General features: G+C 42.7%; 13 protein-coding genes. 1 reads left to right on the forward strand and 12 read right to left on the reverse strand.

Going from position 1 to position 16,474, the window contains the following annotated elements:
• Window positions 1-108: 108 nt before the first annotated feature.
• Entirely contained in the window at window positions 109-1,662 is a 1,554-nt protein-coding gene (locus tag DXD68_RS05265; protein ID WP_122360625.1) for a M28 family metallopeptidase, read from the forward strand.
• Between the two features lie 7 nt (window positions 1,663-1,669).
• Here the strand turns inward: DXD68_RS05265 and DXD68_RS05270 are convergent, their stop codons facing one another.
• From DXD68_RS05270 to pdxA, 12 genes are all read right to left on the reverse strand, one after another.
• Complete coding sequence (locus DXD68_RS05270; protein ID WP_122360626.1) at window positions 1,670-1,870, reverse strand: hypothetical protein; 201 nt, start codon at window positions 1,868-1,870, stop codon at window positions 1,670-1,672.
• Window positions 1,871-1,905: 35 nt separating this feature from the next.
• A complete protein-coding gene (locus DXD68_RS05275; RefSeq protein WP_075556547.1) occupies window positions 1,906-2,211 on the reverse strand; it encodes a DUF4491 family protein in 306 nt (101 codons plus the stop codon).
• A gap of 246 nt (window positions 2,212-2,457) precedes the next feature.
• Window positions 2,458-8,247, reverse strand: a complete 5,790-nt coding sequence (locus DXD68_RS05280; protein WP_122360627.1) for an Ig-like domain-containing protein — start codon at window positions 8,245-8,247, stop codon at window positions 2,458-2,460.
• Between the two features lie 1,025 nt (window positions 8,248-9,272).
• On the reverse strand, window positions 9,273-9,653 hold the full coding sequence (secG, locus tag DXD68_RS05285) for a preprotein translocase subunit SecG (protein WP_122360628.1): 381 nt from the start codon (window positions 9,651-9,653) through the stop codon (window positions 9,273-9,275).
• Between the two features lie 7 nt (window positions 9,654-9,660).
• Entirely contained in the window at window positions 9,661-10,431 is a 771-nt protein-coding gene (locus tag DXD68_RS05290; protein ID WP_122360629.1) for a hypothetical protein, read from the reverse strand.
• 4 nt (window positions 10,432-10,435) lie between these two features.
• Window positions 10,436-10,948 carry an LptE family protein gene (locus DXD68_RS05295; protein WP_122360630.1) on the reverse strand — a complete coding sequence of 171 codons (513 nt, stop codon included), beginning with the start codon at window positions 10,946-10,948 and terminating at the stop codon, window positions 10,436-10,438.
• A 1-nt stretch (window position 10,949) separates the two neighbouring features.
• A complete protein-coding gene (locus DXD68_RS05300; protein WP_122361069.1) occupies window positions 10,950-12,134 on the reverse strand; it encodes a sigma-54 interaction domain-containing protein in 1,185 nt (394 codons plus the stop codon).
• Window positions 12,135-12,234: 100 nt separating this feature from the next.
• Entirely contained in the window at window positions 12,235-13,062 is an 828-nt protein-coding gene (locus tag DXD68_RS05305; protein WP_122360631.1) for a lysophospholipid acyltransferase family protein, read from the reverse strand.
• A 7-nt stretch (window positions 13,063-13,069) separates the two neighbouring features.
• Entirely contained in the window at window positions 13,070-13,957 is an 888-nt protein-coding gene (locus DXD68_RS05310) for a CDP-alcohol phosphatidyltransferase family protein (protein ID WP_122360632.1), read from the reverse strand.
• 6 nt (window positions 13,958-13,963) lie between these two features.
• Window positions 13,964-14,692, reverse strand: a complete 729-nt coding sequence (locus DXD68_RS05315; RefSeq protein ID WP_122360633.1) for an SDR family NAD(P)-dependent oxidoreductase — start codon at window positions 14,690-14,692, stop codon at window positions 13,964-13,966.
• A gap of 9 nt (window positions 14,693-14,701) precedes the next feature.
• A complete protein-coding gene (locus DXD68_RS05320) occupies window positions 14,702-15,169 on the reverse strand; it encodes an adenylyltransferase/cytidyltransferase family protein (RefSeq protein ID WP_122360634.1) in 468 nt (155 codons plus the stop codon).
• Window positions 15,170-15,347: 178 nt separating this feature from the next.
• The gene (pdxA, locus tag DXD68_RS05325) at window positions 15,348-16,463 is read right to left on the reverse strand and encodes a 4-hydroxythreonine-4-phosphate dehydrogenase PdxA (RefSeq protein ID WP_122360635.1); all 1,116 of its coding nucleotides are present in this window, start codon (window positions 16,461-16,463) and stop codon (window positions 15,348-15,350) included.
• Window positions 16,464-16,474: the final 11 nt, after the last annotated feature.

Below are 16,474 nucleotides of genomic sequence, written 5' to 3' on the forward strand. Positions count from 1 at the left end.
TTGGTAATACTTTTACAAAACAGTAACGATTCTGTCATTATTTCCCGTATTTCATTTGGTACACGTTGATTTTATCCATTAATTTGCAATACTTAAACAAACACTGATATGAAAAGGACTATTCTTCTCTTTGCAACCATGGCCTGCATGACCATTTCATTCCTCCCGGCGCAGGAGGCTGCAGTAAACAAAATCATAGAAACCGGACGAACGGACAACCGGGTCATGAGCCATCTGGATATTCTGACCAACCGTTTCGGCGGACGCCCGATCGGTTCCGATGCCTATGATAATGCCACCGAATGGGTCGCCTCCAAATTTAAAGAATGGGGACTAGAAGTCGAACTACAGGAAGCTGGCACATTACCGGTCGGATTCAACCGAGGACCGTGGTTCGGCAAACTGCTCGGTGAAAACGGTATGGACCTCCATTTCGTTACCCCTTCTTATACCTCCGGCACAAAAGGTCTTCAACGGGGACACGTGCTGCTCGAACCGCTTACACAGGATGAGTTCGACCGGATGAGAGATCAGCTGAAAGGAGCGTGGATATTAGTCAACGGGACGAATGTCGGATGGCCGATAGCCCACTCTGCTTCGGCCGATTCCAGCCGCGCCGCGATTATCGCCGAGAATAATGAAATAGCCAAAAAGAACCGTGAAATAATGACCGACAACTGGGTAAATAAGAAGAATACCCCGTTGCTGCCTCTTAAAGAAGATGTACCGGCATTGTTCTACAAGGAGATGTGCGAAGCTGGTGTCTTAGGCTTTATTCAATCGGCCCCTGTTCCACTTCGTGCACTTTATGATAAGAACGTCGTATTCGATCAGGAAATGACAATAGAAAAACTCCCGACAGTTCCCGATATTAAGCTGGATGAACATCAATATGCCACCATTAAGCAGATGGTAGAAGAACGCCGTTCTTTCATGCTCGAATTCGATATACGTAACCATTTCCGTCTAGGACCGGTAAAATATTACAATGTAATAGGTTCCATCAAAGGGAACAAATATCCCGGAGAATATGTCATGTTAAGCGGCCATCTCGACTCTTTCGATGTAGGAACAGGTGGTGTGGATGACGGTTCAGGCGTTACCCCCGTTATGGAAGCAGCCCGCCTGATCGCAACATCCGGAGCCAAACCCAAACGTACCATGCTATTCTGTGCCTTTGCCGGTGAAGAATTTGGTCTGCTGGGTGCTACAGCCTGGGTGAAAGGGAATCCGAAGAAACTGGAAAAGATATCCAACCTTTTCAACCGTGATGGCGGTCCTACTCCTCCGGTCGGGATCAGTGTACCTAAAGCAATGTACGATGATTTTGTAAAGATATGCGAACCTATCCAAAAAATCGATCCGGAATATCCGTTCGAAGTCAAAGAAGCAGCTCCCCGCAAACAGCCGAAAACACCAGGTGGTACGGATGCTTCAGTCTTCGCCATCGAAGGTGTTCCGACCATTGGCTTTATGGAAAAGGATATCAAAGGATATAACTTCAGTTACGACGAAATATGGCATACGGAACGTGACTTATACACTAAAAGTATTCCTGAATACCAGGAACATGCTGCGACCGTTATGGCTATCGTCGGACTGGGAGTAGCTAACCTCGACCATCAATTGTCACGCGAAGGATTATATATAAAAGAAGAATAAAAGAAAATCAAGCAACCCTGTTAATCAAGTAAGGCAGACGCCCCTGGGCATCTGCCTTATCTCTTTTACGGTTGTAAACTTTTTTCGATACATGCACCCGGTTATGACTTACCGGACGTCCGTGATTCTCCAGTTCCGCTTCACGGCTCCCTTTACGGTTCGCCTTGATGTACTCGTCCAACGGAGAGACTTTCTTTTTCTTCTTCATAGCTGTACTATTTAATTACAGCCACAAAGGTACAATTATTTTTCCGGATATTGTCTTTTCGGATTTTTCGGAAACCAACCTTTCAGTACACGCTCTTCCTGTTCGAATACTTCTTTGATCGTCCAAAACGAAGAGAAAGCGAAAACTCCACAGATAGCAGAGACAAAAACACTCTCGATCAGTAAGGAAGCAACCGTTCCGACAATCCCCAAAACGAGGAAGATCCACCAACACTTAGTCCCCCAATAATATTCAGCCTTCACAACTACCGGGTGGAACAACCCGATTATTAGAAAAGTAGCGATCCCGATTAATAGACCGTCGAAATTTATCATATCCATACTATTGTATTATTTAATATAAAACAGTTTGATCTGTCCCAACAAAGATACAAAAATCAACCGTGATTCCTCATAAAATATATCTATCCGGACATAAAACATACAGATACAAAAAGATCAGCTAACAGATTACCGCATCACAAAAGAACTAAATATCAAGAAAAAGGCTGGATCAGCCGGAACCAAAGTCCTTTTGATACAGCCTTTCGTATTAGTCAGCTTCCTTTCGGAAGGAGCAAAAAACCGTTACTGAACGATAACCTTTTGTGTTTGTACTCCGTTAACGTTACTTAATCTGACAATATAAACACCTGCCGAAACAGCCATCTGTTTCTTTTCAGACAGTTTACCTTGCCAGATCACACGGCCGGTCATATCAGAAACAAGTACCTGTACAGTTATCGCTGGTTCCAGAACGATAGAACCATCCTGTGCATAGACGCGGGTTCCGCTCAGGATATCTTCGATTCCTGTCGGAACAGATACGGTAATTTTGCAGGTAGCAGTAAAGCCACCGTCATTAGTTGTTGCCGTAATCGTTGCAGTTCCGGCTTTCAGTGCTTTTAGATTTCCTTTTGTATCTACGGAAACAATATCCGGGGCACTGCTGCTCCAGCTAATACCCTTGTCTGTTGCATCAACAGGGGCAACAGTTGCTTTCAGGGCTAACGTTTCATTTACGCTCAATGTTTGGCTAGTCGGCTCCAAGGTAATTCCTGTTACATCTACTGTGGGAGTACCTGGCTCAGGATCAGTGCCGGTACCCGGATTATTCCAGGTAAAGGAAACTGCAACTTCCACATTACCACTTTCAGGTACTATATATTCTGCCCCGCTCTTGTAATCACTTCCGCCAATGGTTGCCGATGCCTTATAATTAGCTGCTGTCGCTGTATAAGTAACAATCAGCTTATCATCTTTAGTAACACTGGCACCAGCTACAACCTCTCTGCCGTTCAACGTCATAGTAACAGTACCCTTTTCCGGATTTGTTATAGTGACATTCAAGGTACGTAAGGTTACACCGGTAGCTTCGTTGACTGTTACATTCGCTGTCAACTCTCCGCTTTCCTTATAATTGGCATTGGCTGGAACAAATTTAGCTTTCTGATCACCTGTTTTTGTCATCAGAACAGTCGGGTCGATCCATACGAACGAACCGTCTACATCAGCCGTTCCGGAAAGAACGGACTGTGCTAAAGATTGTCCTTTCAAGACTGAAGTTGCAGCAGTAACACTGGCTGTAACCTGTTTTTGAGCAATCGTGAAGGAACCGACCTTTTGATCGATCACTGCACTATAAATTACATCTGCCGGACGGCTTACATAAATATCGTATGTGCCGGCATTGATCGGAGTAGAAGTGGCAACACTGCCTTGTTTGAAGGTTATTGACCAGTTATCTGTTACCGCATCATTACCACTTTTTATACCAGGTGTTCCTGTTCCGTAAATCGTTCCGTCGTAAACAACCTTGTCTAAACCCTCCAATCCTGGAAATACCGGAGAAGACTTAGTAGCAAAAGTAGCAGTAACAACAGTATTCTCAGCCAAAGTCAGTGTTGCTTCCGTAGCAGTTTTGTCGCTAAGCGTACCACCAGTGACAGACCAGCTTACTTTAGCAGCATGTGTAGCATCCGGGGTAGCTACCAAACGGATCTTTTGTCCTGCATACAAAGTACTACCGGAAGAAAGCGAGGCGCTACCATTCAGGGCTATTAATGAACCGCCGTTTACTGAGAATGTTACATTCGGAGTTGTACTGCGGGTTTGCAAACCATTCCAGTCAAGAGTTACTACTTTCGGAGTCGTACCTTTGCCGGTAAGAATGGAGAATGTTGCCTTTTTGTAGTTTCCGCTTGTCGGGGTAAAGATAGCATCGTGGATGGGTTCCTGATCTCCTACACTTCCACCTTCCCAGGCATAACTCCCTAAATCCGCATTTGGATTAGTATTTAAGCTACCTCCAGAGGCCGTCGGTATAGCAACCCCTTTCATTTCAGCAGCCAGGATAACAAGGCCATTTTCGATTGTACCCTGTTCTGCTGTTACTTCCGCATATACATCATCAGCCGGACGGGTAATGATAACTTTATAAGCCTTTTGGATATGGTTGTCTACCTCTTGAGGAGTACCTTCATATTTCACAGTAAATCCACCGATACCTGCCGGAATTGTCTTTACGACAAATTCTTTCTTATTTCCATCATAAACAAACGTCTGCGGTGTATTATCGATAACGATCGTTGCCAATTTACGCATAACGGCTTTAACTTCTGTAATAGCTGTTACAGTAAAGGTTCCACCATTAGCAATCTCCTTGCCGTTTACGACTAAAGAAAGTAGCTTGTAATTATCCTTAGGCGTAACGTTGGCTGTAAGTTCTGTACCATACGGTACCTGCTTCAAATTTTCATAACCTGTGATTGTGATAGTTGCATTCTGTTCTGTCTTTGTCACAGCAAATGTTTCTTTTTTGAAAGTAGCCGTAATAGAAGCAGCAGCAGTTACTGTTATTTTACCACCGCTAATTGAAGTATCATTATTCTTTAAACTACCTTCTGTCAGCTCATACCCCAGATCCGGAACAGCCAACACACTGACTACCGTACCGGAAACAACCGATGAACCAGCATCGATCGCATTACCGTCCTTATCATACAATAGTATCTTACCATTCTGAACAGCAGGAACCGATACAACAAACTGATCTTTAGGCTTTGCCGTAAATGAAGCATTGATTGTAAAAGGTTTGTCTACCGTAACAACTCCATTGCTTATCACTTTGCTATCAGAGCAAGTCAGCGAACCGACATAATCGGTAGCCGGTATTGCCTGTACGCCCAGTTCGGAACCTTGTTGCATGGAAATAGTATTCGAGTTTCCGGTATACGTTTTCCCGTTTACCGATACACTACCGTTTTCACCGGCCACAATCGTAACCGTATGCATAATTGCATCAAAAGTAGTAGTAACCACTTTATCTTCAGTTACACTCAGGGTTGTTTCAGCACCGGCTTTCGTTTTATAATTAGCATCCGGATGATACAGAAGAGTCAGCGTACTACCTTTTAGATAGCGGTTGGCAGCATTCGCCTCTTTTATTTCCACACGGCCGTTCTCACATTTGCCGGCAGTAACTGTATAATACTGCTTAATTGCATTATTCCCGGAGAAAGTATGTGTAGTCTTTGCTGCACTATAAGTAGACAAGTCATTAGGAGTAAAGACCACTGGATAAGTTTGCTCACCTTCGGCAACAACAGTCTTCGGATCTTCCCAGGCAAAAGTACCGGCAATCTCTTTTCCATCCACCATTGCCTTACCTCCGCTCAGAACAGAAGCAGAAAGCGTCTGTCCGGCTTCGATGGTAGAAGCTTTCAAGGTAGAGTTCTCGATTGTCGGAGCTACCGTCTTTTTTACAACTTCATAAGTATCCTCTGACTTTGTGATAATCAATACCGGAAGGTCGTTTCCTGCCAGGCTTTCATTAGTCACCAACCAGGCATCGCTACATCTGATCGCAATTGCTTTATCGGTAAGGGCCGGTTTAGTTGTATTATTAAGAGCTGTCAATACATCGCTATTGGTTACAGCCGGAGCCTCGATCGTCCCTTTATCCATCGAAAGCCATGCATCGGCAACACCATCGGCACTTTGGGTACGGCTATATACATATTTACTGTTCGTCATATGGATATAATCGGCAAAGCAGTCGGTATAAGTGTTTGCGTTAGCAATAGCCGTTTCGTTAAAGTTGCTAACAACAGGTAGAACAACTTGACCATTTTCTTTTTTATCTAATGTATACCCGTCAGCCATGATAATAGCTGTAGCAGTCCATTTCTTATCCGATGTTGTCCCTTTGAACATCGTGAAAGTATTACCGGAAACAGTATATGTAGGACTTGCACTAGTAGGGAACAAGACAATACCATTTACTACCCACTCGTTACCATGTCCGGCTTGAACGCTACCTTTGAAGTCACAGTTTGTGATAGTTACCTTTTGGGAGATTACACTGATTGCATTCTTTTGCCAGTATTTGGTACCGGTACTTTCGGTTTCAATATTTAAGTTATTCAGTATTACGCCATCTGCTTCAATTGTAATGTTACCTTTGAGAGTAGCCTTTTGATTGGCATTGACAGAAGTCAACTTAATCGCTTTTGTTATCTGCAAAGGTGATTCTAATTTGTATGTAACCGGCAATAAATTGATTGTCGCATTGGGAGTGGCTTTTTCTATCTGTTCTTTCAGCGATTCGGCATCGGTTGCCATAGGCGATCCTTCGTCATCGACTGTCACCCACTTACTACCGACGTATCCTTCCTGATATTGACGATATACATTCCCTTTAGATACGGTATATATTTCACCTTTGATTGTCAATTTGTCCTTCTCTTGATTTGGAGTTGTTCTGGAAGTTACAACAAGTTTTTCTCCTTCTTTCATCGCAATCCGACAATCATTACCGATAGTGACCGTATTAGTAGTCGGTATGGAATAGTCTTTTACCTGAGAGAAATGTACACTTTCCTCATACTCTCTACCAAAATCAGCATGGCTCCATCCTAAAGAAACTACTGCTCCTCCTGCTTCGTTCGCTCCATTTGTACAATTGAGTTCCGAATTGGTGACGGTTACTACGTTATTATAGGAACGGATATCCAATATTGCTGAATATTGAGGGTTAATTTGATTGTCACCAATCGCTGTTAGCGTACTGTTTGTAATTGTAGCACTAATGCCATTGTATTTTTCCTGCAAAACTATTACTCCATAGTTTTCATTAGAAAGTATCTTACTTATCAATGTAGCATTATTAACAACTATTTCTGTTCCAGTAGAGGCAATGTCCCCTTTTGGGCTACTTAACCCTCCGTTAGCTGTTGTCATAATGGCCGCCCATCCCTGTATAGTACCACCCTCAATACTTATCTTTTGTTTTTCATTACAAAGACTGATTGCATAGTAAGTTACATCTATATTTGTACTCTTTGCATAGACTTGCGCACCAACGCTTAATATATTAAATCCTCTTTGAGCCTTGTCTATCACACAATTTGTTGCAGTAACAACTGGAGTTTCTGTTCCAGATGCAGTACCCACCGTTATTGCTTTATTGTTGATATTATTAGGGGTTAGATGCAATTCCGACAGATTTACTTTTGCTCCATTGGTTGCTGTTATATTCATAACACCGGTAATTGTTGTTCCATTTTCCCCGCTTCCTGCTCCAACAATGTCGATCGCTCTGTCGATAGTCAGGTCTGCGGTATAGTTTCCCTTTGCCAGGGTGATGGAAGAAACGCTCTCGTCTGCAACTGCTTTCTTCAATTCCTCGTCTGTCGATACCATACTTTTTCCGGCAACAAACTTAGCCGAAGGCACTTTCCATGTAGTTGCGTAACTATCTCCAAAGCTGAATGAATTGAAGATAATTCCTTTTACATAAGACATTTTGCAGTCCGGTACATCATAGCTGTTAACTTCTACATTATTAATATATTGTATGATCTTTCCGTCCTGATAGCTTATTTTTATCGTATAAGTACCGGCAACAACAGGTATGTTTTTATCGGCAGAGATATCTTTCCACTCCCCGTCACCTGTCGATATCCAGTACTGCCATCCTTTTGTATGGGTATTGTTGTCGATATTAAATTGCAGGATCGACCAATCAGCGTTCACCCCCTTTTCATTGAAGACATTTAGCCATAAAGATGTTCTTACACCATTTCGTTTTAATAACTCGTCGGTTAACTTCAACTGTGTTTCGACAACCCAGTTGTCGGTCATGGTCATATTGGTTTGTGCTGTCTTTCCATGCCATGAAAACCAGTTGTCATGGGGTTCAGTTTTCGTAGAGAATGTGATCCAGTCGCCTGAGATATCCCAGCTTAGAGGTTCTGTCCGATCATTTTCCCAACTTCCTAATGTACAGGATTGATAGATAGGAGATGTTTGCGCCCATCCGCTATTTGTCGTTACACTTAGAATAACGGCAAATACTGTTAGTAATATTTTATTCATTTGCTTGTATCTTAATAATAAATATAAATTTTCTATACTCGTTTGAGTTGTAATCAATAAGGTTACATAAAACAGGGTTCTTCTCTTTCGTTTCTTCTTATTTCATAGGCAATACAACTTGAGCTCCATCAATTCCCGGAGTGGATGGTTATAAAAATAAAAGAAGGCGTAGGAACTGTTGAATATATCTTATAGTGAGGCCTTCGACTGCCCTAATTGCTGATATAAACAACAGCCCACGCCCTTTTATCTTGTCTATACGCATGACTGGCATGAGTGTACATAACAAGGAAAGGTACGTGAGCGTTCAGTTGTCTATTATCCAGCAATTATGAAAGTGTCGAAGTTTCACTATAAGGATAATATCTTTAAACGCTTCTCGTAATCAATAAGATGCACAACCATGTATCGCTATACTAGTGTGCAGGAGCAAAAGTAGAGAGAAGCATCCGGTTATGCAAACAAAAGTGAAACAATTTTCTACATCCATTGAAAAGAAAGGAGCAATTCCCAAATGGGTCGGCTCCCATCAAAAATAGCTGCCGACCCATTTGAAATAACTCCGGCAGCTATTTGAAACAGGTGCGGCAGCCATCTAATATAGGTGCGGCAGCGACCGGATCATCATCTGCATACGATAAAAACAATTTTACCCTTCACCTGTCACGGCTTTCAACTTATTATGTATCAAAATAATACGGTGAAACGTCTTTTGATCGGTTGAAAAAGACCAGTGTTTTGAAATGTTAAGACCAGTGTTTTAGAATCAAAAGTCCGGTCTTTTGATTGCAAAAGATATATGCTTTGAAAGCACGGCTTTGCGTGTTACATTTATTAAGATTTGGGCGTTTGGTGTTGTGAAACGTCTGGTGTCACAGGAATATACAGATTGACAGCAAGTTGCAGGAGTGTGAAAGGTGAAGCCTCTCGCTTTATATTGGCTGTAGAGTGTGTTTTTCCATAAAAAAAAGCATCCCTTCCGGAATGCTTTTTTATATACATTTAAATATCTGATAAAATCAAACTTATTGTGCTTGTGCAGGTTCTTCTGCCGGAGTTTCTTCTTCAACCGGAGCATTTGCCGATGGCTGAGCCGTACCGAAGTTAGGAGCTACCGTATTCGGATCGATTGTAACAGCTTCATTTACCTGTTTTTTGATTTCAGATTGTGTAGTAGTTGTTGCTCTAGGGATAAATGCTGTAATAACGATACTACATACAATAACAAAACCAGCCAGGCCCCATGTTGCTTTTTCCAAAAAGTCTGTGGTTTTACGTACACCCATAATTTGGTTAGATGAAGAGAATCCCGAAGCCAGACCTCCCCCCTTTGAGTTCTGTATCAATACTATCAGGATCAAAAGTATTGAAGCGATCAGGATTAGAATAGAAATAAATACGTACATTTTAGTTTTATTTTTTAGTGTTAATAATCAATTTTTCCAAAAATCTAATTTGGTCTGCAAAGTAAGCATTTTTTTCTGGATAATTCAAATATAAGTTTTTAATAATTTGCAATGCCTTCTCATACCGTTTCTGTTTAACATAAATATGAGCCAATGTCTCGGTAAAATAAGAATCATCGTCCAACGAACGGGGGTGCTCACTCTCCTGTTCTTTTAACGGAGCCTGAGAAGATGGGGCATCCGGCTGCAAAGTCAGCGACAAACCGCTACCCGGTGCACGTTGTTCATCATTTTTAATGAAAGAATCGATCAGATCATGATGCTGAAGCCTGGCCGACGGTTCTTCTTCAGCCGGTGTCTCATCTTTGGATAACGACCAATAAATATAATCGGATGATACGGAAGGCTGAAATAATAGACTTTCATCGGTCGCCTGTTGCTCCCCTTCCCCCTCACGATCAGCCAGGAAAGCTTCGATCAAGGAGAAAGAATCTGCTGCCGATGCACCTTCCTCACCTGTAGCTGCCTTAAACGTCATACCGTAACGCTCTCCCTCGATCAGTGCAAATAATTTTCTTCTGTCCGGTATATAAACTGCCATTCTTTTCAACTCTGCGGCAAAACGTATATCGTTCAATACAGCCAGATTCTTCAGATAAAGCATTCGGGCTATATGAAAATAAGGATATTCATCCACTATCTGACGTAACGGGGAAAGTGTTTCCTTTGTCAGCAGAGAGGGATCTTCCATCAATAGATATAAGTCTGCAGCTTTCATAATTTTACCAATTGGCTACGGTTGCATTATAAATCTGATCTGTCAACTCATCGACGATCTCGGTACACAACTCTGCCTGCACATCCTGCAACATCCGGCTTGCATCGAACTCACGATAAGCAGAGAAACTCTGTTCGAAATCTTCATCCGGATTCGTCCGGTTGGAATAACGGACACGGACGGTGATCGTCAGCTTCGTCTGGGACGACCAGGCATCTTCCTTGACAGCCATCGGTGTCAGTTCGTAACCGGTAATTTCCCCTTCCAACTCCAGGTCTCCGTTGTTATTGACCATCTGGAGACGGGTCTGACGGATATAAATATCCTTCAACGCTTCGGTAAACTCCTGCGATAACGGAGGATACACCAAAGGAGCCTGGTTCGGAAAATCCTTGACAGTAATTGTTTTTACTTTTGTATAGTCAATCGAAGCTCCGTTGAACTTATAGGAAATAGAACAAGCCGTAACTATTACCCCTATCAGCAGACAGAGCCAGATCACATTCTTTCTCAACATATTATTCCAAATTATATTCTTTAATCTTTCTGTAAAGAGTACGTTCCGATATTTTCAGATCAGCAGCCGCATTCTTTCTGCGTCCGTTATGTTTCTCCAATGCTTTACGGATCATATCTTTTTCGACCTCTTCCAAAGAAAGTGTCTCTTCTTCTTCCACCGCTTCCGCTTCCTGGATAGGAGCCGAATGAACCGGATGGATCGGATGTGCATAAGCAGTCTCATCGGTTACCGGCATAGGCATCTTCCCTCCCATGATATCATGAACCAGCTTTTTCAGTTCATTGACATCTTTCTTCATATCGAAGAGGACCTGGTAAAGTATCTCGCGTTCACTGTTGAAAAATTTTTGGTCGTTTTCCTGCTGTTTGACCAGGACCGGATATTTCTCCACATTCAGATCCGGAAGATACAAACGCAGTATGCTGGCGGTGATATCCCGGTCTTCCTCGATCACTGAAATCCGTTCCGTAATATTCTTCAATTCGCGGACGTTTCCCGGCCAGCGGTAAGAAGTCAGCAACTGGCGAGCTTCTTCATCCAGGCGGATCGGCGGCATACGATATTTCTCGGCACAGTCTCCGGCAAATTTACGGAACAACAGGATAATGTCATCCGGACGTTCACGCAAAGGAGGTATCTGGATAGGTACTGTATTCAAACGATAGTACAGATCTTCACGGAATTTTCCGTCTGCCACCGCCTGCACCAGGTTCACATTAGTCGCAGCAACAATCCTCACATTCGTCTTCAGTACTTTTGATGAACCGACTTTAATAAATTCACCGGTCTCAAGAACACGCAACAGACGGGCTTGTGTCGGAGTAGGCAATTCCCCGACTTCGTCCAAAAAAATAGTTCCTCCGTCGGCTACTTCAAAATAACCTTTCCGGTCTGCCAATGCCCCTGTAAAAGAGCCTTTTTCATGTCCGAACAACTCGGAGTCGATGGTTCCTTCCGGGATAGCACCACAGTTCACGGCTATATACTGACCATGTTTACGCGGACTGTTCTGATGTATGATCTGAGGAAAAGTTTCTTTACCGACACCACTTTCTCCTGTAATAAGCACAGACAAATCAGTCGGTGCCACCTGAAGAGCGACATCGATCGCCCTGTTCAGGCCAGGGCTATTTCCTATAATTCCAAAACGCTGTTTTATTTGCTGGACGTCAACCTTAATCATCATATCTATTGAATATCTGTAATTATTTCAGTTTGTCTGCCAAAATTACAAATCTTAATTCAAATTCCAGCTATCAAGAGCAGATTCTATCAGCGGTTTCTTATTTTTTAGCACCATAAGTACGGTTGAATAAAAATTCTGCCAATGCCGTATCATCCGTAAAATTCTTTATTTCGTCAGGCGAGATGGGCTCACCGACATATACATCGACTGTCTTTCCCCGTTTGTTGAAAGCTTCGGCTGGAATACGCAGAGTACGTATCTTCCAACTGATACCACCCAGCCAATAAAAGAAGCGGGAATTCAAAAAATCAAAATAAACGGGATATATCGGAACATTGCCTTTGCGGATCAGACGGATCACGCTGTGCGTCCAGGGCAGGTCACGGATCACCTTGTCTTCTTTATTGTAGAAAGAAATCGCCCCTGCCGGGAAAAAGCCCATCGGATGCCCTTCTTTCAGGCGCTGCAATGAATAACGTACACCGTTTATATTGGCCGGGTTCGGACCATTACCGGTAGAATCGGGCAAGACTGAAACAAAATTATCCTTCATGGCACCGATCTTTACCAGGATCTCGTTCACCATCACCTTAAAGTCCGGACGGCGCGCTGCCATGATATCGATCAGTATGATCCCATCGACCGAACCGATAGGATGATTGGATATTGTTATAAATGCCCCTTCAGGCAAATGATCCAGTATTTCCCCATTATGCAGATGATACTTGATGTCGATCAAAGGATCATTCAGTAAGGCAGTAGTAAACGCTGCTCCACGCAAATGGCAATTATTGGCATGCACTTTGTTTACTTTGTCAACACTTAGCCATTTAATCAGTAATTTGCCAAGGAAGGTGCCTACACGGCTTCTGAAGAACGGGGCAGCTTCCTGCAAATCATTAATGTCTACTACGCTCTTTTTCATATTTTATTTATTCAATAAACGATGCACACATTTTTTCGTGCTTGCGCATCGACATCAGCAATACAAAATTCAACACGATTATTTCATACAGGAAATAAACCCACACTTCGCCTACCAACACGACAACGAACATGACAATTGTACGCCCGTTAAATGTCAGCAGATCTATATAACGCATCAGGTCACGACTTTGTTTACGAAAAGCGACCCGTACATTCTCCGGAATATCATCCCCGTATTTAGCATGAAGGCTCTGCAACATATGCTGCAAAGAGGGAGTCGCTTTTACCTGGAGTAAAGTATATCCTCTGTAAAGAAAATAAAATGCTTTGTTGATACCCAGCTTCATCTCTTTATGACGGGCTATTACCTGTTCCAGAGACTGAAATTCTGCGCCTTTATCCTTACTGATGAAATAAAGGTGCAATGTTTTATAATAATCGGTTATATTCGCCTGCACCAGATGAGACAAGCCGGAGATAACGGCTAAAGCGAAAAACCAGTAAGTGCCATATTCATGGGATAAACGGAGAGCAAAACCGACATAGATGGAGGCAAACCAAATATCACCGGCAAATCCGTCAAGTATTCGTCCGATAGCCGACTTGATACCGGTCAGACGAGCCAGCTGGCCGTCTACGCAATCGAGTATATTGGCAAAAACCAATAATAAAATACCACAGATATTATACACTAGATTGTCATGATAAAACATGTAGCCGGCACCTGCTCCTACAAAGATAGAAATAACCGTCACCATATTCGGGGTAATCCCCGTGCCACGCAGCATACGAGCGATACGAAAACCGATCGGACGGTAAAACGCCCGGTCCACTACATTTTCTGTTTCTATCGATTTTAGTGATGCTTCGTATTCTTTATCCAAATTACTCATGATCTATTATTTATACGAATATCCGCCGTCTACAACGACCACTTCGCCATTAAAATAACTATTTTCAATTAACATCTTATACACTTCGGCCAACTCTTCCGGATCACAAAAGCGCCCTAAAGAAACCTTGTTCTCTATACTTTTTCGTATCTCAGCCGGTTTGGCCTTCTGCCATTCGGTATCGACAAATCCAGGAGCGACTGCGTTCACACGCAACTCATAAGGAGTCAAGAATTTGACCATATTCTTAACAAGAGCATGCACAGCACTCTTCGTCACCCCATAAGCCAGGGAAACCGAATGAGGCTGAATACCCATCAAGGAGCCGGTAAAGACCACACTCCCCCCCTTATTGATCAATTGAACAACACGTTGTAATAAGAATACCGGGAAATGTATATTTGCAAAAAAGACCCGTTCCCAATCCGTGAGTGACAAATCCTCAAACGAATCACGACAAGTCAGTCCCGCATTAAAGACTACAGCATCCAACTGTAAATTCTTTTCCCGCAAATAAGCATCTATTTTATCAATGGATTCCTTTTTAGTAATATCAGCTTGTAGTACAGAGACTTTGATTCCGAATTGCTGTTGCAAACTATCACATGTCTGTTCAGCCTTTTCCGAATCTGAAGCATATGTAAGCACAAGATCATACCCGGCTTTTCCCAAACAGAAAGCCACCGCTTTACCTATACCCTTCGTACCACCGGTAATTAAAGCACATTTTTCCATGAGTTCTTTTTATTCCTCCCCTTTCCCCTTTACAGTAGCAGGTTTAGCATGTCGTTGATATTTCAGGTTCTCTTCGTAAGAATCATGAATCGTCTTCTTCAAATTAGATGAAGAAACGCCGGTTCCGTATGGGAAATAAAAAACCTGTACACCTAAATCTTTCAGATAATCGTATTTACCGTACCAGTCGTCACCAACCACGAAAGCATCGATATTCAGCTTCTTCACAATCTCTGTATGATCCAGTGTATGCTGCGGTATGACAATATCCGGAGTTTTCAACGCCTCAATGATCTGAAGACGCTCGTTGAACGGGATAATAGGATTTGCTTTATAAGAAGAAACCAGTTCGTCCGTGCTTACTCCTACGATCAGGATATCAGCCAGGCTACGGGCATAATTGATCATCCGGAGATGATTATAATGAAACATATCGAATGTTCCGGAAGTATATACGATCGTTTTATCTTTAAACATAATTCATGTTGCAATTTTGAACCACAAACTTACGCAAACTTTTCCTATCAAAAAAAGTTTGAAGTCAAAAAGCGCAATATTGACCATTTTATTATAAAAAACAACAGGTATAAAGAGTCGTTATTTATAACAAATATCCCCCGGAAACAGAGTTTTCCGAGGGATATTTCTTTATTATTTATTGAGAACAAACCTCTGCATCATCATCTTTGGTAAGATCCAGTTTTTCATTGTCGCCGCCCTTATCGAAATATTGTTTTCGGAGCGGATTTGCCGTCGCCTCACGATAGATCAACCGGTTACGGTAAATATCGAGAGCAGCATACAAAGCCTGGCGGAACGATTCTTCAGATGCAACATTCTGTCCGGCGATGTCATAGGCAGTCCCATGTGCCGGAGAAGTTCGTACGATCGACAGGCCGGCCGTATAATTAACACCGTCATCCATTGCCAGCGTTTTGAAGGGTGCCAGGCCCTGGTCATGGTACATGGCCAGTACTCCGTCGAACTTATCATACATTTGAGAACCGAAAAATCCGTCTGCCGCATACGGCCCGAAAGACATCACACCTCTTCTTTCAGCTTCTTCCATAGCCGGCAGTATGATCGTTTCCTCCTCTTTTCCCAACAAACCGTCATCGCCTGCATGCGGATTCAAGGAAAGAACGGCAATACGAGGTTTCACAATCCCAAAATCCTGTTTGAGCGATTGATTGAATATACGCAGCTTCGACACAATATCCTCTACGGTTATTTTTGAAGGGACTTCAGAAAGTGGAATATGCCCGGTCACCAAAGCGACACGCAAACCATCTTTCATCAGGATCATCAATGCTTTCCGTCCTACACCGCCAAAACGTTCTTCCAGATATTCGGTATGTCCCGGAAAATGGAACTGATCATTCTGAATATTATGTTTATTGATCGGAGCTGTCAGCAAAACATCCACCGCTCCCCTTTTCAAATCGGTAACGGCTGCTTCCAATGCCAGGAATGCAGCTTCTCCTGCTATCGATGTCGACTGCGATAATTCTACTTTTGTCTCATCATCCACACAGTTAATGATATTCACCCGGTTAATTCCGGCATCTTCTGCCTGAGAGATGATATTCATATTCACAGGAGGCAACTCCAACGCTTTCCGGTGATAAGCTGCGATCTTCGACGATCCGTATATGACCGGAGTACAAAGTTCAGCAACCCTGGCATCTGAAAATGTTTTAAGTATCACTTCATATCCGATACCATTTATATCCCCGTGGGTAATGCCCACCTTTATCAATCGTTCTTCCATGTATTATGTTT

Origin of the sequence: Parabacteroides sp. TM07-1AC (assembly GCF_003480915.1) — a bacterium.
Taxonomy (GTDB): domain Bacteria; phylum Bacteroidota; class Bacteroidia; order Bacteroidales; family Tannerellaceae; genus Parabacteroides; species Parabacteroides chongii.

Bases quoted from the DNA above. Each gene is read 5' to 3' on its own strand.
- DXD68_RS05295 (WP_122360630.1), bottom strand. From the start codon at position 10,948: ATGTTGAGAAAGAATGTGATCTGGCTCTGTCTGCTGATAGGGGTAATA.
- DXD68_RS05310 (WP_122360632.1), bottom strand. From the start codon at position 13,957: ATGAGTAATTTGGATAAAGAATACGAAGCATCACTAAAATCGATAGAA.
- DXD68_RS05320 (WP_122360634.1), bottom strand. From the start codon at position 15,169: ATGTTTAAAGATAAAACGATCGTATATACTTCCGGAACATTCGATATG.
- DXD68_RS05315 (WP_122360633.1), bottom strand. From the start codon at position 14,692: ATGGAAAAATGTGCTTTAATTACCGGTGGTACGAAGGGTATAGGTAAA.
- DXD68_RS05265 (WP_122360625.1), top strand. From the start codon at position 109: ATGAAAAGGACTATTCTTCTCTTTGCAACCATGGCCTGCATGACCATT.
- DXD68_RS05300 (WP_122361069.1), bottom strand. From the start codon at position 12,134: ATGATTAAGGTTGACGTCCAGCAAATAAAACAGCGTTTTGGAATTATA.
- DXD68_RS05270 (WP_122360626.1), bottom strand. From the start codon at position 1,870: ATGAAGAAGAAAAAGAAAGTCTCTCCGTTGGACGAGTACATCAAGGCG.
- DXD68_RS05290 (WP_122360629.1), bottom strand. From the start codon at position 10,431: ATGAAAGCTGCAGACTTATATCTATTGATGGAAGATCCCTCTCTGCTG.
- DXD68_RS05305 (WP_122360631.1), bottom strand. From the start codon at position 13,062: ATGAAAAAGAGCGTAGTAGACATTAATGATTTGCAGGAAGCTGCCCCG.
- DXD68_RS05275 (WP_075556547.1), bottom strand. From the start codon at position 2,211: ATGGATATGATAAATTTCGACGGTCTATTAATCGGGATCGCTACTTTT.
- secG (WP_122360628.1), bottom strand. From the start codon at position 9,653: ATGTACGTATTTATTTCTATTCTAATCCTGATCGCTTCAATACTTTTG.
- pdxA (WP_122360635.1), bottom strand. From the start codon at position 16,463: ATGGAAGAACGATTGATAAAGGTGGGCATTACCCACGGGGATATAAAT.
- DXD68_RS05280 (WP_122360627.1), bottom strand. From the start codon at position 8,247: ATGAATAAAATATTACTAACAGTATTTGCCGTTATTCTAAGTGTAACG.